The following is a 21,252-nucleotide window of genomic DNA, read 5'->3' on the forward strand; positions in this document are numbered from 1 at the left end:
GTATGGCTTTCTCGGCGCAGATACAGATTCAGATTCGGTTTGACCACCGTTGATCAGCAGTCGATTGCTTTACACATAAACTTCAGGAGCGTCACGATGCAGGTAAAGAAGATTTTCGCGGGGATGCTGGTCGTTGGCGGTGCGGTTGCGTCGATTGCCCCGGCACATGCTGATCAATTGGCCGATATCAAGGGCCGCGGCGAGTTGCGCTGCGGTGTGTATTCGAACGTTGAGCCGTTCTCGTATCCGAACGCGCAGACGCGTCAGCTCGAAGGCATGGACGTGGACCTGTGCAACGCGGTGGCGAAACAGTTGGGCGTGAAGGCGAAGCTCGAACCGTTGGCTGTCGAGGCGCGGATTCCGCAACTGAAGCTGGGGCGTGTCGACATTGTAGTCGCCAACCTGGCCTACACCAAAACCCGCGCTACGCAGATCGCCTTTAGCGACTCGTACTACTCCACCAAGGAAGTCCTTGTTGTGAAGAAGGCCGATGCCGCCAAGAAACTGATCGATTTCGCGGGCCAGAAAATCAGCGCTGCCGACGGCTCGACATCCGCTCAGTCGATTCCAATTTCGATCAAGGATGGCCAGGCGGTGACGTTTCACGATACTAGCTCGGCGTTTCTCGCACTCGAGCAGAACAAGGTCAAAGGCTTCGTGACCAATCAGATGACGGCCACGAAGATCGCGAAGCAGGTGGACGGCACGGACGGCGCGGTGGCGATTGCGTCGGAGCCGATGCTGATCGAGCCGATCGCGGTGGGCTTGCGCCAGAACGAGCCGGCCATGCTGAGCGCGGTCAACAAGGCCCTGGCTTTGATGGAGCAGAGCGGCGAGATGAGCGGTATTTTCGACAAGTGGCTAGGACCGAAGACGCCTTATGGCCTGACCCGGACCGACAAGGTCACGCCGATCGATCAGCTCAAGTTCACGCCGGTATCCTGAGGCAGAAAGTGTGTGATGCAGCGGTGCGCAAAGCCGCGACAAGATGTGTCGCGGGGTCGCGTTGTGCGATAGTGACCGCGAGCCGTGGCTGAACCGCCTCGCCGATCGGGTGGATGATATGCATGGGACGGCCGCGCTGTCCTGTTCCGCGTTGAGACGTTGCTATCGGGAGCGCATGCGGCGGATCAATTCGCAACGCTGGAGTCACCGGTTGGTGAAGATGGTGTGCTCCACCTTTCCGCTTCGCTGCACAGCGCGCGCAGTCGGGCAGAGGTCATGCAATGGCTGGACGCGCCAAACGGTACTGGATGGAAGTCGGACGAATCATAGAGTCGAAGAGGAGTCGAGTTGAACAACAATCTGAAGATGTTCGATCTGTCGGGGCGTCGTGCTCTGGTTACCGGGTCGAGTACGGGTATCGGTTATGCGCTGGCCAAAGGATTGGCAGGTGCCGGCGCCGAAGTGATTCTGAATGGTCGCAATGCGGCCAGGCTGGCTGAGGCTGTCAGCCGGTTGCGCGATGAGGGGGCGACCGTTCACGCCGCGAGTTTCGATGTGACGTCGGCCACTGACGTCGACGCGGCGATCGCCGATATCGAGCGCGAAATCGGTGCGATCGACATTCTCTTCAACAACGCCGGCATGCAACGCCGTGCGCCGCTCGAACAGTTTTCCCATGCCCAATGGGAAGAGCTGATGAAGACCAATGTCGACAGCGTGTTCCTGGTTGGCCAGGCGGTCGCGCGGCACATGATTGCTCGCAAGCGCGGGAAGATCGTCAACATCTGTTCGGTACAAAGCGAACTGGGCCGTCCCAACATCGCGGCCTACACCGCGAGTAAAGGCGCGGTGAAGATGCTGACGAAAGGCATGGCCATCGACTGGGGGCAACATGGCATCCAGGTCAATGGCCTTGGGCCAGGCTACTTCAAGACGGAGCTAACGGAAGCGCTCGTCAAGGATGAAACGTTCAGCAACTGGCTGATTGGACGCACGCCATCGCGACGCTGGGGCGATGTGGAAGATCTCGTCGGCGCTGCTGTGTTTCTGGCGAGCGACGCTTCGAACTTTGTGAACGGCCACATTCTTTACGTAGATGGCGGAGTAACTGCCACGTTGTAACCCCTTGATCGCGCCTCCATTGGAATCCACGGCAGCGAGCCGCTGCTGCAGCGTTGCATTCGACAGGAAACCGCCTGAGTCGAGGCGCACCACATTCGCATTCGCTCGCCTTGGCTGGGTGCGCAGTTCACCGACATACTGTACAAGCGGCGCGCCGTATACATCGAGTACGCGATCTTACGCTGCGACCCACGCAATCGTTCGCGTTTGCGATACGAAAATTCGTTTCCGGCCCCGAACCGTCTGTCATTGGCATGCTAACGTGCCCGAGTCCATCGACATCGTCCGATCAAAGACCAAAGAAACGCCCATGACATTTTCCTTTGAAGACGCACTTTCCAGTGCACAACAAACAAAACTGAATCGGCGCGCACTGGTCGCGCTAATCGACCGGGCAGATACCCGCTGGTGGGGCGGGCATGTCGACAACTGGAAGCCGGACGAAGCGCTGTTTTCCTCCAGTGCGGCATTGAAAGGTTATCGGAAACTGGTGCACCGATTCAAGGAGGGCGAGACCGCCAAGGCGCACGTGCTGATGATGCACAACGACGGCACGTTTGGAGCCGTGATGCTTGGCATAGAGTCAGCCGAGGAGGCACGACAGCTTCTAGATGAAACGTTGGAAGAAATCCGGATCAGGACGCTGCATTGACCAGGTTTTTTGTCGCGGAAGCTCGCGACAGTGCTGGAGATTTTTAACGTGTGGCATCGCCGTCCTCGCCTGCCCGTCGAAGTTTCGTCGCAATCGCCGTCGATTCGCTTTCCTGCGCAGCGCGGCCGGTGCGTTGGCCCCTAAGCTGATCGGCAACGCAATACTCGCCGGAAATCCACCGTCCGGCGTTTTGGAGAAAGTAGATGTCGAACAAGGGAGTCGGAAGAATCTCGTCCGGCGGAAATGTTCCGCCCACACCCGCAACCCCCTCATCGAGCGACTCGCGGGAGCCGTCCGCCGGCGCCGCACGTAGCGGCACACGCAGATCGCCGGGAATTTCCGGCATGCCGCAGCGCGCAGTCAGTCGGACCGGCGAGTGCCGCCGCCCGTCCGCAGCCCCGCGCAGGCGTGCTGCCCCGCGCATCGCAAATCGGTGCCACGGCTTCACCCTCCATGACCCGGCAACAGCTCGAGCAACTGCAGGCACTATCGAAGCGGCTCGCAATTTCCTTTGATCTCGCCGAAGCAAGCGTGGACGATGAACAGAAATGCCGCCTCTACAGGGTCGCATTCAACGATGCCAAAAAAGCGCAGGCGCTTTGCACCGACCCCATGCTGGGCAGCCAAAGAACGACGCTGGAAGGAATCGGCGTACGCGCCGCTTCAGGGCTTCACGCGGTGGTGGCCAGGCTTATGCAGGGGACATCGTTCGAAGGGGGACCGATCTTGCCCCGAACCGGCGGCACCGCCGGCGACCAGGCGGCACGGCTAGCCCTTCGGCATCGCATGGACTTGCAACTCAAGCAGTATGCCGACTCGATCGCGGAGTTCGCCGATCACGAGCAGTTTGCCAAAGCCACGCTGCATGACCTTGACTGCGGGCTCGCCCACAACCCGGAACACGACGAGGTGACGCGAGACAATTGTGGGCGCATCGAGATCGCCTTGCGGTACATGCGCGGCGCCTTTGCCGCGTTTGCCGCCGCGGCCCACGGCGCGCGGCTGCGAACCTACGAGTGGCCGGATGAAGTCGTGCAATCGCTTGATGCAATGGATCCGATCTTCAGCAACATCCATTTGCTGTCGGCTGCGGTAACGAGCATGAGCAAGGATCCCAGCACAGCCGAGGCCAGAACGAAGCTGTTACAGGATATGCGGTTTGGGCTCGGCAGACTCGAGCGCGCCGCGGATCAATTCGCGCAGCAGGCCGCCGAGCATTGGTCGCCGGACGGCGAAGGGCCACAGCGATGGCAGGGCGCACTCAACTACATGGACGCGCTCGCCGCTTTCGCGTCGCCGTTCCTTGCGGCGATACGCGACGAGGCTGGCACGGTGGCATCGTCGTCCTCCGCCGAGCCCGCGGTTCCGGACAAGTCTGAGCCGACGCGCGCCAAAGCGGCATCGTCAGGCATGGAAAAAAGCTCGAAGCGATCGCAGCGCCGTGCGCGCGCGAAAGGCCTCTCAGCGACGCCTGACGTCACCACCTCTTTCGAGGCTGCGGTGCGGGCCGAGGTGCTCAAGCTCGCGGATGCGCAATTCAACAAGGAAAAACGGTTGACTCTGGATGCGGTGGACGAGGTGCATGCCGACCCGCTCGCGCTCGCGCGCAAATTTGGAAAAGACACGAGCGTCATTGATGCGATGACCGGGAACGGTGAGGATCCGGGAAGCATCGCGCACATCATTCGCAATTCGGCGCAGTCGTGGTTCGGCAGCGTCGATGCATTGCATAGTATGTGCCGCAAAATCGAATCCTTGCCGCAGGATGGAGAAACGGGCGAGCGCCTCGCTCGCCTGAACGAACGGATAGTCGTGCTCCAACCGATAGAGGCCCGCATGAACGCGGACGAATCGGATTCGCTCAAGCGCAACGCCTATCCGAAAGCGAAGCACATCGATCGTCTGATCGACATGCACGAGATCGCTGCCGTGAGGGCGCCGGTCATGCTGCCGTCCGAAGGCGATGACGGCACGCAGGGCAGGCTGTTCGAGTTGCGTGTCGAGCCGCGACCGCTCTCGGACGGTAGCATGGCCGAACCCTTGTTTGTCCATGTTCATACCAGGCAGCCCGTGAGCGAGAGAGCGAGCCTGTCGCTGCCCTTTGAAGCATATGGCGCGATCCACGTGAAGACCGACCGGCAAAGGACGATGGGCCCGCGCTGGGAGGAAATTCAGCGGAAACTCGGCAATCTGGACGCCAGTGTCCATCGTGGAAAGCTTAACGAGTCGTTGTGGGCCCGATTGAAGAGCATGGCCGGAAGGCACCTGCAACGACCGGGGTCGGGGTCGTGAGTATGGCAGCGTTGAATCGTCGCCTCGTTGAAGGGCCAGCACGCGAGCGGCTGAGTGCCGGGGCACCGCGCTCGTATCACGCACCGGCACCCGTGGATATCGCCGCACTGATCGCGACGATCAGGATGACGTCGGAACTAGTACTGACAGCTCTCGCACTCCCGACACCGACTGCGTATTCTGTGCGTTGAGCATGAACGACAGGGCGGCCGTGCGCTGGGCGGCGAGCGCCTCCAGTACATACAGCGTCGATCGCCGCCAAATGCTGTCGTCGCCGAACGTCTGGGTGATCTCGGCGTCGATCTTTGCCAACTCGGCCGTGCGTGCCGGCGACGCGGGCTGCGTCTCATGGTGGCCGCGCAACGTGCAGAGGAAGTCGAGCCGAGTGCCCGCGTTGTCGCCCATATAGCGGCGCTCACCGGTTATCACGTTGCCGGCGTGGCCGCGTCCGACGAGAGATAACGTCAAGGCCGGTGTAGGGCGGTTGATGGCCGGTGACATCAGGCGGCGAGTTTCTGCTGAACCGGTTGATCGCCTTGCAGCGGTTCGCCGTCCCCTGAAGGCAATGCCCTCCAGTAACACCTTGATCTGTTCGGGGGCCGTTGATGCAGGCCCAGGTTTTCTCGGTTTCCTCGATCAGTTTGAATGCCAGACCCAGGAAGGTTGGTCGCGACACGCAGTTGTGCGTGCGCGTAGTGCGGTGGCGCACGGTCGCGAACGTCGACTCAATCGCATTCGTCGTCCGCAAATGCTGCCAGTGCTCGGCCGGAAGTCGTAGAAGGCCAGCAGGCTCTCCCGGTCCTTTTTCAACGCGAACTTCTCGCAACGATGAGCCGGATCGAGAGGTGTCCGAGATCAAGCCATGTTAAGGATTCGGTCAGGAATCGCGGACGATTCCCGACCGGCGCACCATGCGCGGCCGGATGGCGCGCCGATGCACTTAGCCGACGATGTCCTTCGCGGCCTTCAGGCCCATCGTCGCAATCTTCGCGAGCGTGTTGGCCTTATTGATTTCGTTCTCTTCAGCCATCGCCTGGTAGATTTCGGCGGTTGAACTGTTAGTGGCTGCTGCGCTGGAAACAGGTGCACTCATGGTTAATATCCTTGAAAAAGACAATTGGTACAACATTTAAACGTTCCGCCCCATGCGGAACGTCGGGGAAAAAGTGCGTGCCCGTCGGGTTGAACACGACTGCTCGCGTGCAGCGCACCACTCGTAAAAGGGCGCGCCGCGCTACATGCGCACTGCTACATCAAGGTGCCGCGTAATTGCGCCACGGCGCGAAGTCCCTCCACGCCGGCCCGGAGCTTCAGTGCTGCCGGTAACGGTCGAGCGCGACGCCGCGGCGTTGGCCGCCGTATCAAGTGCGTCCGCCAGTTCGCGAATGCCGCCCGGACTGGGGAGGCTGCGCCACGGCTTGCGGCACATCGGCAGGCACGTCGCTCAGTTTGTTGGTCACGCTTCGTACGTTTTGGTCATCCTCACTCGGAGGTAGTGTTGCCGAGCAGGTCGGCGAGTTTTTTGCCGCCGTCGCTTGTTCGCTCGTTCGACGTCGTCTCCTCTCCCTTCGTGATGAGCCGTCAGCATCGACTCGATCAGTTGCAGATCGGACGGACAGCGTGCTCCGCTCGTTGCCAACTGAATATTTAGTCGCTCCATCGCTGATCAACAGGCCCAGTGCCAATAAAATTGTTGCTGTACGCAACTCTATCTGAGAGCCGGCACGGAATCGGTCAGTACGCGAATTGCTTTGGACATAAACGAACCTTTTCTGGTCGTGATACAGAACGGTTCTGTCGCGCTAAGGCGTTGCGATAAAGTTCGATGGACAAAATTTCTGAAGCCTGGGATGAAGAAGATGCTGCGAAAGTCCATGCCGGCGGAATTGATGAAGGTTCTGATACGACTGCACTATCCGCCGGAGGTGATTCTATTGTGCGTGCGCTGGTATGTGGCGTACTCGCTGAGCCTGCGCAATCTCGAAGAGATGATGGCTAAGCGCGGCTTCGAGGTTGATCATTCAACCGTGCATCGCTGGGTGATCAAGCTTGTGCCGCTGTTCGAGAAAGCATTCCGCAAGCACAAGCGTCCGGTCGGTAAGCGCTGGCGGATGGCCGAGACGTATATGAAGATCAGTGGCGACTGGAAATACCTCTATCGTGCAGTGGACAAGGCCGGCCGGACGGTTGATTTTCTGTTGCGAGCGCATCGAGACAAGGCTGCGGCGCGTCGCTACTTCGAGAAAGCCATTGACCAGAATGGCGCGCCGGAGACGGTCAAACCGATGAAGGGCTTCAAGGATTTTCGTTGTGCCCGCCTCATCCTGTCTGGGCATCGAAACGATGCATATGATCCGGAAAGGACAGTTGAAAAGGAGCATGGAACTCATCAATCTACCGCCGAGCAGTTTTACTCCTTGATGATGTAAGCAGGGTCCTTCTAATCTAGTTCATGATTGTCAGTATGGCCTTATCGCGACAGAACCGCGGCACGTCCATACATGATGTCTGGGCCGGACTCGATCCTGAAATGGTGAACGCGATAGGCAAAGAAGCGTGGCTTGCCGTGAACAGATCTGGTAGCGGCGTATGAAGCGGGCTATGCCGCCACCACGAGGCCGGGGTTATTCGGCGCGATGCAATAGGCCCCCGGCTGCGCGCGATTGAGTTCCTCCAGCACCGCGATCTTCACCGCGTTGTTTCCTTGATGGCCCACGACGTATTTCGTGCGGTTGTTCAGATTGCCGGCATCGCGGTGATATCTGAGCAAGGACACGGCCAGCCCGGCCGCGACGCCTTTGGGTCGGTCTGACGAGGGCGGGTTGACGCAGATGCGGTTCGCGTGGAAGTCCATCGTGTTGGTCGACGGGTTGTACCCAGCATAGGGTTGAAAGATCCGTTCCTCGATGGCTTGTTCGATCAAGGCTCGGGCCGGCGCCGCACGATTCGCGTCGCCGTACGCTGAGATCACCGCGCTGTACGTGACGAGATCGGCTCGCCGCGAGGCGTCGCTACGCCCGAGATGTCCCACCTCTTCGAAGAGTGCCTGGGCGTCGTCGAGGTGGCCTGCCCTGCTGCATGCGATGATGGCCGCGTTATAGGCGCCGAGGTCCGGCGCTACCGAAGCATCCTGCCTCGCCGCATCTTTCATTTCATTCAGCAAGCGCAGTGCATCGTCTACGCGGCCAGCCCTACCGCACGCCGAGATCGTCGCGCTGTAAATCGCCACGGTTGGACGCATCGCGGGGTCTTTCCGGCCCACTCCTTTGAGCCTGTTGAAAACATCGAGCGCTTCGTCAGCGCAGGCATTCGTCTCCAGTGCGGAGATCACAGCGCCATAGGTTGCGACGGTAGGGCGCATCGCCGGATCGTGACGCGCCAACGTTTCGATTTCGTCTAACAGCGCGAGGCTTTCGCGTGCGCGGCCCGCCTCGCCATGGGCGGAAATGGCCGCGCCGTAGGCGATGACAGTGGGACGCATCGACGAGTCGTGCCGAGCCAGATCCTTCAGCTCGGCGAAGAGCCGGATCGCCTCATCCGGTCGACCGCCTTTGCCACACGCGGAGATCGCCGCGGTATATGTGACGACGTCCGGTCCCATCGGCAACCGTTTGATTTCCTGCAGCAACTCGAGAGCGCGGTCGATCCAGCCGGCGCTTTCACAGGTCGAGATGGCCGCATTGTAAGTGACCACGTTCGGACGCATCGACGCGTCCTGGCCGCCAAGATGCTTGAGCTCATCAAGCAAAGCCAAGGCTTCGCGCGGGAGCCCCCCTTTGCCGCACGCGGTCAATGTCGCGTTGTAAGTGATCGTATCCGGGCGCATCGAGGCATCCGTGGCCGACAGCCGCTTCAGTTCGCCTAGCAGCCTCAGGGCTTCGCGCGGCCGGCCCGCGTTTCCGCAAGCGGAGATCGTCGAGTTGTAGCTGATCGCGTTCGGACGCATCGAGCGGTCGCGGAAAGCGAGCGCTTTCATTTCCTCCAGCAGGTCCAAGGCTGAATCCGCCCGGCCGGCTTTCGCGCATGCCGCAATCGCCGCGTTATAGGTAATGTTGTTCGGGCGCATCGACCGATCTCCCGTGGCCTGCTGCTTGAGCTCCGCCAGGAGCGACAGCGCTTCGGTGGCACGGCCGCTCCTCCCGCACGCCGAGATTGCCGCGGTATAGCTGATGAGAGTTGGGCGCATGGACGGGTCGTCGACGGCGAGATGCTTCAGTTCGTTGAGCAGTCGCAGCGCGTCGTCGGGGCGACCGGCTTTTCCGAGCATTGAAATCGTGGCGTTGTAGGTGACGACGTCCGGCTTTATCGACGGATCGCGTCTGGCGAGATCGCTCAGTTCGGTGAACAGCCCGAGTGCTTCGTCGGATCGCCCGGCTTTGTCGCACGCGGAAATCGCCGCGTTGTAGGTGATGACGCTCGGCTGAATGCCCGCTTGCTGCACGGCGCGGAACAGCTTCATCGTCGTCGAGAAGTTGCCGCTCATTTTCAAAAGCGAGGCTGTCACCTTCAGCACTTCGTCCGGCGCGCGCCTGCCGGCCTTGTACTGCGCGATTATCGAATCATTCGAGCGATTGTCGGCCTCGTTGGGCCCAGCCGGCCGGATGTTGGATGTCCTGCGCCGCGGTAACCCAGGTACGGTGCCGGTGCCGTCTGCTCCGGGAACGGCTTGAGGAGCGACCTGAATGGCCGCGCGCGTTTCCCCCGAATGGCTGCTTACGTCGGCAAGCGGCCTGAGGCCGAGTCGCGGCCGCTGTGCCGAGTCTTGCTCCACGTTTGCCGTTCGCCGCGCGTCCAGGCCGTTACCCCGCGTGTGTCCGGCATGGTCAGCGTCCGGAGAGCGGTGCCCTGCAGCGGTGTCGCCAGCGGGAAAATGGCCAGCCAGTGTGATGAGACGCCGCGGTGCGTTTCCCAGATTCCCCGTGGGGCGCGGCTTGATGGCTCGCACGCCCGCTAGGCCGTCGAGTTCGCCGCCAGGCTGTCTGCGGCGGCTGCCCGACAGAGGTTCCTGATCTCGCATCGGAGTCTGCGCCGGTCCCGTTACGAGCGCATCGCCTGCAGGAGTGGGGGCGACCCTTGTCGTTTTCATTGATTCATGGACGGAAATGAGAGGGAGTCTTGCTGAAGGCCCTTGGATCATAGCGCAGACCTGTGGGTTCTGACTTGTCGCGAACTGATTGCCCGAGCAGGCTTCCGGCACGGTACGTCGAAATCTACGCGGCCGGCCATTGTCGGTGTGTGCAGGGGAGGCGAAATACCGCTTCCAAACTCGAAACTCAGCCGCAAAACGGCCTAAGGCAGGCCCGGCGCCGCACACTTCGATGGCGTGAGAGATGCATGCCGGCCTCGACGGCATTGCGTCACATTCGCCCGATGCAAACGTTTCCTGAGTTTCGTTTGGTTCGCCGTTTTTTCTCTTGCGCCACATGGGTCGGCGCCGGTGCGGTGGAAGATAGCGCCTCGCGCCCCGAAACCGAAGCGCTATTTCTCATTTTCGCCGCAACCGAAACTCCGTTCGCTATCCGCTCACGCGGCCGGCGACAACGGACGGTCATGACCGATGTCCTGCGCTTTTCGCCGCAGCCTGACGTCCATGGCATGCATCACGCATGCTGCGACGAACTTGGGCAATGTAAGTGGGCGAAATCTGGCAACGCAGGGCTATCGCATGGACTACTTCAAATACGGCGACGTATTCAATCACGCACAGTTCGTTGAGGCCTACAACAGCCTCTCTCATCCGGCAAACGCGGGTGAGCAGGCGAACGGCATGTCACCGCAGGCCGGCGATCAGACGGCGCAGCCGCGCCGGCGGGCGGTGGCCGGCGAACTCCAGGCCCTACAGAATCTGCGCCTCGGCGACGCGGCAAAGCCCCGGCCGCCACGCCCCGCTCAAAAGAACCCCGCAGAAGGGGGGACTTCCCGGCCAGGCGCGAAGACGAAGCAGCCGGAGGCCCCTTTTGAGGAGCGGGTCCAACAGGATTTCGAGCGCTGGCTGACGGGCGGTGCCCCCACTGCTCAACGGTCAGATGCCGCGGCGCGCATCGAGTATGCCGAGCTTGAGCAGGAGCACACCCTGACGCTCGACGGCCTCTCGCTGGGGCGGATTCCGGCGAAGGTCGGGCAGTTCGCGCAACTCCGGGCGCTCCGGATCGGCGGAAATCAGCTGGACCATCTGCCCTCCGCGGTGACCCGCCTGAAGCAGCTGCAAACGCTCGACGCGCGAGACAATCGAATGACCGAACTGCCGTCCAACATCGGCCGGCTGCTATCGTTGAAGCATCTCAATGTCGATTCGAACCGACTCGAATCGCTTCCGCACGAGCTCGCGGATCTCGCACAACTCGAAGCGCTTTCCGCCCGTTCCAATCGGTTGAGACTCGTTCCGCCACGAATGGGTGCGCTGAAGAATCTGAGAGAGCTCGATCTCGCACAAAACCAGCTTGGTGACATTCCGGGCACCTGGGGCCCGTTGTTCGGATTGCTGGGGCGCCTCGATCTGTCGCACAACCAGCTTCAGCAGCTTCCGTCGACGTGCGAGATACCTGTGCGGAAGCTGAACCTGAATGTCTCGGAGAACGCTTCGATGGCGAGCTTGCCGACCGTCTTTGGCGGGTTCGGCTATGCAGCGAAGCTGAGGCTGACCGCCGCGGACGACCACCAGTTGAAGAACGCCGGCGGCAGGGTGAAGGTGAATACCAGAGGGACGAACATTCGGCAGGGTCTAGTGAACGAAGCTCGCCTCGCCGCGGGGCGGGGCATCGAGAAAGGTCGTGCCGTCCCGGGGCGGCACCGGCCGCGCCTCGTTCCGCTGGAAGGCAGCGACTGGAACTCGACGAGTTCGGAGCTGAGCTTCATGCGGGACCACGAGGAATCCGGGGAAATCGAAGGCCTGCAGCACGTGGGGCAGGGGGCGGAGGCGGACGAGACCTGGGGCGAGCGCCGCCTTCAGGCGTGGGCGGAGGGGCTGGCCGAGCAGTATGCCTCCCGTCATTTCCCGGCGCAGACGAGCACCCCGGCGCTTGCGCCACAGCAGGAACCGGAACCGGACCTGTGGACAGCGGCACGCGTTGATATGTTTGATATCGAGGGGGCCGGCGGCGGTCCATCCGTATTGCCTTCGCCGCCGCCCGCGCCGCAACGGCGGTCCGACCTCCTCGCGGCACTCCATGCCGAACTGGAGCGATTGCCGCAGCCCCAGGCGAGTGCCGTCGCCGCCTACCTCAGCAGTGTCCCGCAACACAGGCTGGCCTTCGCGCTTGCGCAACTGCGCAACGGTCCGGGGGGGCGCATGCAGGGTGACATGGCAGGAACAATGCCGATGCCCGGTGCGGCGGCAGCAACGGCGCGCTTGAATGACGCGGCGGCACCGTGGTTTGAAGTGCAGCAGCCTTTCGGACCGGTTTGATTCGAAAAGGGGTGGCGGCATCGTCTGATGTTCGCCGCCGTATCGGTAGTCTCACTAATTAATCGACTGGATGAAATGCAATGAAAAGCAGAATCAGTGGCAGCGGCAAGTATGCAGGACTCGAAGATGACATGTCGGATCGGGCAAGCCGGAACTCGGGCTCGGGAGAGCCTGGCGGAAGCAGCCGGCGGTCCCGGTCCTTAGGCGGGCACACCGATTCGCTCGCCTCGTTTCGTTCGGCGCAACAGGCGCGCGCCGAACGAGACACGGGCCAGGACTACGATCTCGCTTCCCTCCAGAGCTACGTGTCGAATGCGTTTTCGGATCATTCCGTGGCTGCCGACGCTCGCCCCGACCGCGAGTCTTCCGGAAAGGCGAACGAGGAAAACGCTTCACTCAAAAGTTTCGTGTCCTACCTCTTCGCGGATGACGACGACCATCAGTCCCATGCCTCTTTGTACTCGAATCACGGCCCGACATACGCGGCCGCTTCCCCGAGTTACCGCACAGGCGATGCAGACGCCATCTGGGGGATGGACAGGGCCGAGTACGAGGCCGTTCAACGCGAGGAGGGCATGCCGTCGATGGAAGACGAGTCGACGAGAAGCGACACGGCTTCGGTCCTGTCGGATGCGTCCCAGCGGACCTACCATACTGCGCGGACACACCTGTCCGATGCGAGCGGTGGGTCGTCGAGACCCGTGCATTCGGACAGGCAGCGGGCGACGCCGAGCCTGATGGAGACGGCTCGCGCTCTTGCCGCCGGATCGGAGCGGAGATCCACCGGCAGCGACGAATCGGATGCGACCTCCAATCGGCGATTGCGACGGTTTGCCCGATCACAGCTTTCCGCCGACGTCGCGTCGTTGATCAGTACCCCGTCCAACTCGACCGAACAGGCGCGATCGCGTAACTCGCGGCAATCGCAGACGACGGCTCGGACGGCGAACTCGACCAGGGTCCCCTCGGCTGCGTCCGGCCATTCTGACCGCACGCAGCGCAGTACCGCGAATACCGCAAGCATCCTGGCGAGAGCACAGCGGCATGTGCGCTGGATTCCGCCCCGTTCACAGGCGCCGAACCTGACCACCATCCAGGATGATATAGAAGGCGATGAGTGGTCACACCTGCAGAGTGGACTGAGCCGCCTCAGCCGTGACCTCCGACAGCGAGTCCTTTCGGGCGCGAGCGAGGCGACGTCACGTCTGCGTCAGGAAGCGTCGTACCAGCAGCGACGGACGGAAATCCGATCGGCCCGCGACGAGCGCGAGAACTCCATGGCGTCCGTGTCGTCGGGCTCGTCTCGTGAAAGCGATTCGCAGGTCGTTGCACGCCTGCGAGGGGAAACGTGGAATGCCGTCACGCCGTCGGACGGCCGCGCCATCGACAGAAGCTCCGCAACGCTGGACGACCTCACGCGCTATACACGCTGAAGGCTGCGACAAACAAACGCACTCGGGAAGAAACATGCTGAAGAAAATCGCGTCAAGTATCTCGACATCGGTTAGCCTGCCCGGCTCCTCGTCGAACAATGCGCCGGCCAGGTCGAAATCTGGTCGCCGAAGCGAGCACGACTTCGAAACACTGAAGTGGATCAACGACAAGTATCGGGAGAGCAACGAGCTTCGCAGCAATGCGGCGGATAGGCTCACTGCAGCCGGGCCGGGCGGCGAAGTCGACCTCGAGCAGATGGGGCTGACGGATCTGCCGGATCATCTGCTGGCTCGCGTTGCCGACTCGCGCAAGATCAGGCTGAAGGGCAACAGTCTGAACGAAGTGCCGCGCAGGATGTTGACGTTCGCGAAGCTCCAGAGCCTGGATCTCTCGCGCAACAAGCTCGATGCGCTGCCTTCAGAAATTGGACAGCTGACGAGCGTGCGCAAGCTGGACGTGTCGCATAACCGGCTTGCCGAGCTTCCGGCAGCCGTCGGCCAGCTCACGAAGCTCAAGTCCCTTCGGGCGGGGAACAATGCGCTCGAATACCTGCCGGCATCGATCGGCAACCTTACCAATCTCCGGAAACTGTCGCTCGGCGAAAACCTGCTGACGAATCTGCCGTTGCAAATCAACCGGTGCTCCAGTCTCGAGGAGCTCGATATTTCGCGAAACCACTTCGAGAAGCTGCCGGAAGCGGTCGGCTCGCTCATGCAACTGCGCAAGCTCCGCATTGGCGACAACGATCTGACCGACAAGGTCTTTGAGGTTGACGACGTGGAAGCGGAGGGGGAAACGGAGCCGGGCCTGGCGATAGACAGGGCGATCCCGGAGTCTGTCGGCCGTCTGAAGAACCTCAGGGAACTCGACGTATCGGGTAACCCGCTGACGTTCCTGCCGAGCGACTTTGGACCGTTGGCATACGCATCGACAGGCAGGATGACGGTCAGGAAATTCACCGACCGGCCGTCGGTTTTTTCGGACCTGGAAATCCACATCAGGAATACGCCGTTACCCGTCGAACTTTCAAAGGATGGCCGCCTGCCGCGCCTCGCCACGGTTCCCCCTGTCCAATATAAGGAGCTCTATCAACCGCCCCATGTGCGTGAGCGAAGCGTAGTGGACGAGGACGACCTCGAACCGCCGCTTGACGCATTCGAGGAACATCCGATCTCCAGAACGGCTCGAGCGATGCCCGAAGTCCTCGCCGCGCAAACGGCACTGGCCGGTGGCGGCCAATCGGTACTCAACGAATTGCTGCGTTCGCTCGCCGCGAGCGGCCAGGCGGCGGCCAGCGGTCATGCGGGAATGCCGCCTGTTCGCCCGCAAACGGACAGGGGCGGATATGCGGGCGAGCCCCTGCAACGCGTTGGGCAAGGCGGGCAGAACGTGACGTTCGCCGCGCGGGGGATCGACCGCCCGTCGAGCGGTGCTGCCGCAGGCCCATCTTCGGGGCCGGACAATACGCGGCCGTTGTCCCGGACCTCGTCGAGCACCTCGTCACGTGCATCGTCCCGCGGATCGTCTCGCGCGCCGGGCGGCCATCCGACGAGGGCGCCGCGCAACGACGCAGGGCATGCGGCCACAAACCCGCCGGCGCAGCAGGCTCAGACGCAAATGCCGTACGCCGAAGCCTACATGGCGCACCATCTGGGGCAGCCGTACCTCTCGCAACCGTACCCGTTGCAGCCGCCCTACGCCCAGGCCGCATATATGCAGCCGCCGTACGCACCGTCAATGTACGCACAGCCGGCGCCCGTCCAGGCCGCTCAGAACCCGGCGCTCGCCGAGCTGTTCCGTGCTTTGGCGGTTTCGTCGAGCGGGCCGCAGCCGCCGCAGCCGCTGGCGGCACCGTTGCACACGCCGCAGCTTCGTAAGTCGTTGTTCGACTATTCGACCGCGGCGCCCGCCCGAACCGATCGATTCGCAACCGACATGGTGGGCGTCCGGCAGATGCAACACGCGAAGCTCGCGGGCCTCGCCACCCGGTATACCGAACGGATCTATCCTCAGGGCCGATGGCTCGAACACTGCGTGATGCAAGCGAAGGCGGGCCATAGTGCGCCGCGCGATCTGTGGAATCTCGTCGTCATGATGTTCCGTCAGCACGTCATCTGCGATCTGGCCGAAAAGGTTGCGAAAGAGAACGCGAAAAAGCTGGCCGAGGATCCCAGCAAGACCCACCTCCAGATAGAGCCGTTGCCGATCGCACTGATGTACCAGGTGCTCGTCAGTCGCCCCAACGAACTTGAGATTCTCGGCTTCGACGATCTGCGCAGGAGGCTGGACGGAACCCCGGCTTTACAAACGATGTTCGGGCACATGGCAGCCCCTGAGCAACACGACTTTTTCCGGCACCACATCATGAAGGAAGTGAAAGAGGCGGAACAGCGCGAGGGCGGCCGCGATCTGGCCGCGTTCGCGGGAAAGCAGGAATTCTGGCAGACGTTTCTGCGCGAGCAACAGCTCGAAGCGGAAATGGCGTGGATGTCAGAGAACCACTTCTGATCTGCGCACGCTAAAGGAAACGCCATATGAAAAACGCGAAGCTGTCAGGTCTGCTGTGCGGCGCAAACATGATCGATTGCATGCCGCACGCGCCGCAGGCGCGCGACGCCCGTGCGCCTCGGCCGGGCGTGCCTGGTGGGCGCCGCCCATCCCTGTCGCAACTGCGCGAGGGCGGTCCGCTCAGTGCATTGGGTCCGCGCCGCCCGCCCGGCTTCAAGGAAGGGCTCGACGATTGGAAGGGGCGCGCCACGGGGCCCGAGCAACAGCGTGCGAAAGCGACCGAACTCATGGAGAACGCGCACGCAGACGGGAAAGAAGTGTTGGCTCTCTCGCAGCTTGGATTGACGCGGCTACCTTCGCAGATCGGCGCGCTGAAGAAGCTGCAGTTGCTCGACTTGAGCAACAACAAACTGACCAGGCTTCCTGCGTCGATAGGAGAGCTGGAGAAGCTGACCCGTCTGTTCGTGGATTCCAACGAGCTGGAAAGCCTTCCGGACGAAATACAGAACCTCAGTCAGCTCAAGCGCTTCTCGGCGGCGGGAAACCGCTTGTCGCAGTTGCCGGAGTCGATGCACAAGCTGGAGCGCCTGAGTTCCGTCGATCTGAAGTCGAATCAGATATGGACGCTACCGCCCGGATGGGCCGAGCTCCTCACCCGGCTGCGCAGGCTCGACCTTTCCGACAACCAGTTGAAGCAGCTGCCGGAACTGCCCGGCAACGACGCTGCCGGCGCGCGGGACGACGTTCGGGGCAAGACGCTGGATGTGGATCTATCGAACAACGGGATCGCGACGCTGCCGATAGGCTACGGCTCGTTCCGTTATCACGCTCAATTCGATAATCACACGCTAGTCAATGTCGCGCGCACGATCGTCGTGCGCACGGCGAATACGCGTATCCGCGAGGGCCTCGTGGCGGCGGGGCGTCTTGCTTCAGGGCGCGGCGTGTCCGCTCACGAAGCGCAGATGTTCGCGCGCCAAAGCCGCATGTCGGCAAGGGGGAAGGCACCGATCGCGGAAGACGACGCGTCGCTCGGTTCGTTCGGCGACTACGTCCGGCGGCATGGCGAACCGGGGCAGGCTGCCCCCTTCGAGAGGTCGCCTGAAGCGGCGGCGGAACCGGAACGCGGCGAACTCGGCGAACAGCCGGAATGGACGAAGCCGGGGGGCATGTGTGGACCGGGCGAAGTCGCGGACCTGTTTGCGGCCCTTGGAGCGCCTCGGGCGGGGAAGGCCGGCGCGGGTTTCATGAACATGTTGGCTGCGGAACTGCGGAGCCTGCCGGAATCCCAGCGGGCCGCAGTGCTGACCCAGCTGGCAGCCGTACCGCCGGCAGTCCTCGAGGCTGAACTTGCGCGTATGCAAACCGGATGGCAAGGCGGCGCGGCCATGCCGTGGCCCTTGCCTGCGGCACCGCGGTTCCCGACGCAGACGGTTCCACCGTTTGGCGCGCAGCCCGGTCAGCATTTTGTGCCGCCGCTCGGCACGTGGCCCGCTCAGCAATTCGCGCCACCGGTCGCCGCACAGTCCGAGTCGTCCGGCGTTCGACCGCCGCCCGGCGGTACATCCGATGCGTGGGGCAGCTTGAAACAGCCTTGGTCGGATGATGCCGCGCCACCATGGGCAAGCGCTCGCACGAACCGATCGGGCGTGCCGCAAAATGATGCCGATCGGTGGGCTCGGCCGCGATGGGCCGCGCCGGCCGCGCAGCAAGAAGCCGACGAGCCGGAAATGAACGGCGCATACAGTAGTTGGACACATGAGTTTGACGGCTACGCATGGACGAGTCCCCCGAAAGCGACGATTACCGCGCAACTGGTGTTGCAAACGGAGCCCGAGCAGCCGGATATCCTCACCACGCTCGAACGTTTCATGAGGATGGTGAACGGCGATCCGGCGCAATGAAAACGCGTCACCGTAGCCGGGTCGAGAGATGAAAAGCGCGAGGAGCGCGATCCGCATGCGAGTGGAAGTCCGCTCGATTACGGTCGAATTCCTTCATGTTCTAAAAATGCAGCTGACTCGGCGGCAATGCCGGCGGCAAGCGTCTGGAACAGTGTTTCCCTAGTAGAAGCCAGCTAATAGGAGTGAATGCAGTGAGCAGGATTAATCGCAGCAGTAGTGAACGTAGCGACATGTCGTTGAGCGGTCCATCTGTCACGCCATCAGTCGCGCAGAGCGTACAGGAATCCAGGCAGAGTACCCGTAGCGCAATGTCGAGCGCTCTTGCACAACTGTCATTGCGGTCGCGGAAGCCGGGCTCACGCCAGAGCCAACAACCCCGCTCGAATGCTCCGTCGGAGCGGACTGTAATCAGCCGCGAGCCGATGGACACCGCGTCGGTGCTGAGCGACAGGAGCGTGGCGACGGGCCGCTCGAATGCGTCGGTGCTGGGCGGCGCCAGCCAGAGCAGCCAAGCCCGCTCACAGGCCCCGTCGGGCCGGACCGCGATCAGCCGAGGAGCAGCGGACACCGTGTCGGTGTTAAGCGACGCGAGCGCGGCGACCGGCCGCTCGAATGCGTCGAACCATTCGACTCGGAGCAGCACCGCGCTGCATGCGCCGGCGGCGAGCCTTGGGCTGGGCTCTCATCGCGACGAATTGGGTCGTACCGGCCGGGGTTCATCGCAGGCGAGCGGTGGCACGTATGCCGAATGGAAAGCGATGCAAGAGAATCGGCGGCGGACAGAGACGTCTGGATCGGAGTCGCCATCGCCGTCCCTGCAGAGTAGCTCGTCGTCCGGCCGGCGATTCAAGCCTGGATCCTTGGCTTCCCGGGTGCTGGACACAGCGAGCAGCAGATTGAGCACAGCCCTTGGTCACAGGCCGGCATTTACGGTCACCGGCGATCCCAGCAAGATCCCGACCACCCCTCGACGAGAGTCTCCCTACGAGCCCGACCTCAGTAATCCTGCTGTCGCGCTGGCGGCACATCAGTGGGATCCGGTGGCATATCCGAGCGCCGAGCCCACGGAGTCCCGAGTAGCATCATTGAGGATGCCGTAAACGACGCGAGGGTCGGCGGTCGCTTTCGCCCTGGCCCGCTCCCGTCACAACGAGAGTTGACTGACCTGCCCCTGCCGGCAAGGTGGGGTCGCTTCACCGCTGCTCAGGTGTCGAGGGCGGGCCGGCCGGAAAGATGCCGTCGCTGGTTTCGCCGTCGTACTTGCGCTGCGGCCCCGCGCATGCCGTCGTGCGTTTCGCGTCCTGCTCGCGTCGATGCGGACACAAGCTCGTCGCGTATCTGGGCGAGGGTGGCGCACGAGGTGCGCTTGTCGTCCGGCATTTGCAGGAATTCGCGGACGATGGCGAGCCCGGCATAAGTCGGGCTCGCACGCGCGGCATCCGTGGCCGCCGTGGCCGCTTCGTCGATGCGCGTCGCCATTTGCACGCCGATGAGCGCCGCCCCGTCGGAGAGCATGTGCCACACGGCGGTGAGCATGGAAGCGGCAACGGCGAGGATGGTTTTCTTTAGGCCGCGTCGTGCTTTGATGCGCACGAACTGGGCATGCAGAACGCCTGCCGGAAGAACACCTTCGTGAGAGTTAACCGACGCAGTATTGCCGCATCTCCGTTCAACGAGCCGCCTCGACGCACGTGTGATGAAGCGCCTCGACCGCCCGGCAGGCATTGATGACCCGGACATGCTGCCGGCTCGGACCGCTCGTCTGGTCGAGCAACGTTTCGATCGAGCGCGCGTCGAGGTTGGGCTGCAAGCCGAGCAGCAACGCGATGGTGCCCGTCACGTTCGCTGTCGCGAACGACGAGCCCGAGACAAAGTCGTAATGTCCGCCGGGCGTGAGCGTCAGGATGTCGTGGCCGGGCGCGTAGAGCACGCGCGCGGTGGAATCGGAGCCGGGGCCATTCGTCGCGCGTGCCGACGCGCGTGCCGAGTCGACCGCGATCACGCCCGGCACGCCGACCGGAAACGCCTTGAGGTTGCCGTCCGGCAGCACCGCGCCCACCACGATCACGCCTTTTCTCACCGACAGTTCGATCAGTTGAGTGAGCAGCGGATCCTTCGGCCCGCCCAGGCTCAGATTGATGATCTGTGCATGCGCTTCGAGCGCCGACTGGATCGCCTCCGCGAGCGTGAACGAATTGCAGCGCGAAGGTCCGCTGCGATTGTCCGCTTGCCAGCAGGCCTTGACCGCGATCAGTTTCGCGTGCGGCGCGACGCCTTCGATGCCGGCCTTGCCGTCCGCGCCGCCCGCGCGATCCGCCGCGATGACGCCCGCGACCGCGGTGCCATGCAGGTCGCGATTGAATTGCGTCCAGTCCTCGTCGACGAAATTGCGCGTCGAGACAATGCGGTCGTGCAGATCGGGATGGGTGGTGTCGACGCCGGTGTCGATCACCGCGACCCGCACCGAATCGCCGCGTGTGACCTTTTGCGCCGCGCCCGCGCCGATCTCGCGGAAGCCCTGCTGCAAGTCGGTGTAGTCGTTATTGCCGGCTGGCGCGTCGGCGAGCAAGTCGAAGGTCTGCAACGGCTGCGCGAGGCTGACGCGGGAATCGGTGGCGAGCCGCGCGACGACTTCCTCGCGCGGCGTATCGCCGATGATCTCCAGCATCGCGCAATGCACCTTCAGCGACGGGATCGGCCAGGCCGACACCTCACGCAAGCCGTATTGCCGCGCGAGCGCCGCGACCTGCGCCCGCGCGCTGCCGCCCGGCGAATAGCCGCCGGCCGCGCCGTATCCGGCCGCGGTCGAGCCGGCGCGCAGCATCAGCGTTTCGGGCGGATTGGCGACGGCCAGCACGATCATCCGTTCGGGGCGCGCCTTCATCTGCTGCGTCGCGACAGCGGGGTCGGGCGTCGCGGGCACGAGCGCGCAGGCGGACATCGCGAACGCGGCGCACAGGGAGAGCCAGCAGAGCAGCGTGCGCCGCGCC

The 21,252-nt window shown here is 62.8% G+C and carries 14 protein-coding genes and 3 pseudogenes; 9 read left to right on the forward strand and 8 right to left on the reverse strand.

Annotated features, from left to right (window positions below):
- Nucleotides 1-96 precede the first annotated feature (96 nt).
- From BUE39_RS19100 to BUE39_RS19110, 3 genes are all read left to right on the forward strand, one after another.
- On the forward strand, nt 97-945 hold the full coding sequence (locus BUE39_RS19100; RefSeq protein ID WP_073430290.1) for a transporter substrate-binding domain-containing protein: 849 nt from the start codon (nt 97-99) through the stop codon (nt 943-945).
- A 366-nt stretch (nt 946-1,311) separates the two neighbouring features.
- Entirely contained in the window at nt 1,312-2,067 is a 756-nt protein-coding gene (locus tag BUE39_RS19105) for a glucose 1-dehydrogenase (RefSeq protein ID WP_073430310.1), read from the forward strand.
- 310 nt (nt 2,068-2,377) lie between these two features.
- Nucleotides 2,378-2,719 carry a hypothetical protein gene (locus BUE39_RS19110; protein ID WP_090518799.1) on the forward strand — a complete coding sequence of 114 codons (342 nt, stop codon included), beginning with the start codon at nt 2,378-2,380 and terminating at the stop codon, nt 2,717-2,719.
- A 43-nt stretch (nt 2,720-2,762) separates the two neighbouring features.
- Here the strand turns inward: BUE39_RS19110 and BUE39_RS19115 are convergent, their stop codons facing one another.
- Nucleotides 2,763-3,065, reverse strand: coding sequence for a hypothetical protein (locus BUE39_RS19115; protein WP_073430292.1), 303 nt, complete (start codon nt 3,063-3,065; stop codon nt 2,763-2,765).
- 107 nt (nt 3,066-3,172) lie between these two features.
- Here BUE39_RS19115 and BUE39_RS19120 point away from each other — a divergent pair, with 107 nt between their 5' ends.
- The gene (locus BUE39_RS19120) at nt 3,173-5,011 is read left to right on the forward strand and encodes a hypothetical protein (RefSeq protein WP_073430293.1); all 1,839 of its coding nucleotides are present in this window, start codon (nt 3,173-3,175) and stop codon (nt 5,009-5,011) included.
- Between the two features lie 120 nt (nt 5,012-5,131).
- Here the strand turns inward: BUE39_RS19120 and BUE39_RS19125 are convergent, their stop codons facing one another.
- The 3 genes and pseudogenes from BUE39_RS19125 to BUE39_RS35180 all read right to left on the reverse strand — a co-directional run bounded on the left by BUE39_RS19125 (nt 5,132) and on the right by BUE39_RS35180 (nt 6,104).
- Entirely contained in the window at nt 5,132-5,512 is a 381-nt protein-coding gene (locus BUE39_RS19125) for a hypothetical protein (protein WP_073430294.1), read from the reverse strand.
- A pseudogene (locus tag BUE39_RS19130) lies at nt 5,512-5,821 on the reverse strand (transposase); the annotation flags it as partial. The gene BUE39_RS19125 and the pseudogene BUE39_RS19130, both read right to left, overlap by 1 nt.
- A gap of 130 nt (nt 5,822-5,951) precedes the next feature.
- The gene (locus tag BUE39_RS35180; protein WP_167363291.1) at nt 5,952-6,104 is read right to left on the reverse strand and encodes a hypothetical protein; all 153 of its coding nucleotides are present in this window, start codon (nt 6,102-6,104) and stop codon (nt 5,952-5,954) included.
- Nucleotides 6,105-6,861: 757 nt separating this feature from the next.
- Here BUE39_RS35180 and BUE39_RS19135 point away from each other — a divergent pair.
- A pseudogene (locus tag BUE39_RS19135) lies at nt 6,862-7,440 on the forward strand (IS6 family transposase).
- Nucleotides 7,441-7,610: 170 nt separating this feature from the next.
- On the opposite strand, the gene BUE39_RS19140 reads toward BUE39_RS19135, so the two are convergent.
- Nucleotides 7,611-10,028, reverse strand: coding sequence for a pentatricopeptide repeat-containing protein (locus BUE39_RS19140; RefSeq protein ID WP_159442578.1), 2,418 nt, complete (start codon nt 10,026-10,028; stop codon nt 7,611-7,613).
- A gap of 648 nt (nt 10,029-10,676) precedes the next feature.
- On the opposite strand from BUE39_RS19140, the gene BUE39_RS19145 reads away from it, so the two are divergent.
- The 4 genes from BUE39_RS19145 (at nt 10,677) to BUE39_RS19160 (ending at nt 18,262) form a co-directional block, all read left to right on the forward strand.
- A complete protein-coding gene (locus tag BUE39_RS19145; protein ID WP_073430296.1) occupies nt 10,677-12,416 on the forward strand; it encodes a leucine-rich repeat domain-containing protein in 1,740 nt (579 codons plus the stop codon).
- 80 nt (nt 12,417-12,496) lie between these two features.
- Complete coding sequence (locus BUE39_RS19150; protein WP_073430297.1) at nt 12,497-13,849, forward strand: hypothetical protein; 1,353 nt, start codon at nt 12,497-12,499, stop codon at nt 13,847-13,849.
- A gap of 34 nt (nt 13,850-13,883) precedes the next feature.
- On the forward strand, nt 13,884-16,358 hold the full coding sequence (locus BUE39_RS19155) for a leucine-rich repeat domain-containing protein (RefSeq protein WP_073430298.1): 2,475 nt from the start codon (nt 13,884-13,886) through the stop codon (nt 16,356-16,358).
- A 287-nt stretch (nt 16,359-16,645) separates the two neighbouring features.
- Nucleotides 16,646-18,262, forward strand: a complete 1,617-nt coding sequence (locus BUE39_RS19160) for a leucine-rich repeat domain-containing protein (RefSeq protein ID WP_159442579.1) — start codon at nt 16,646-16,648, stop codon at nt 18,260-18,262.
- Between the two features lie 100 nt (nt 18,263-18,362).
- On the opposite strand, the gene BUE39_RS19165 is transcribed toward BUE39_RS19160, so the two are convergent.
- The 3 genes and pseudogenes from BUE39_RS19165 to BUE39_RS19175 form a co-directional block, all read right to left on the reverse strand.
- Nucleotides 18,363-18,905: a hypothetical protein gene (locus tag BUE39_RS19165; RefSeq protein ID WP_073430300.1), complete on the reverse strand. Its 543-nt coding sequence runs from the start codon at nt 18,903-18,905 to the stop codon at nt 18,363-18,365.
- 856 nt (nt 18,906-19,761) lie between these two features.
- Nucleotides 19,762-19,870 (reverse strand): annotated as a pseudogene (locus BUE39_RS36145) (IS110 family transposase); the annotation flags it as partial.
- A gap of 61 nt (nt 19,871-19,931) precedes the next feature.
- Nucleotides 19,932-21,252, reverse strand: a 1,321-nt coding sequence (locus BUE39_RS19175; protein ID WP_200799513.1) for a S8 family peptidase, incomplete at its 5' end; no start/stop codon positions are given.

Source organism: Paraburkholderia terricola (genome assembly GCF_900142195.1).
GTDB classification, from domain to species: Bacteria; Pseudomonadota; Gammaproteobacteria; order Burkholderiales; family Burkholderiaceae; genus Paraburkholderia; species Paraburkholderia terricola.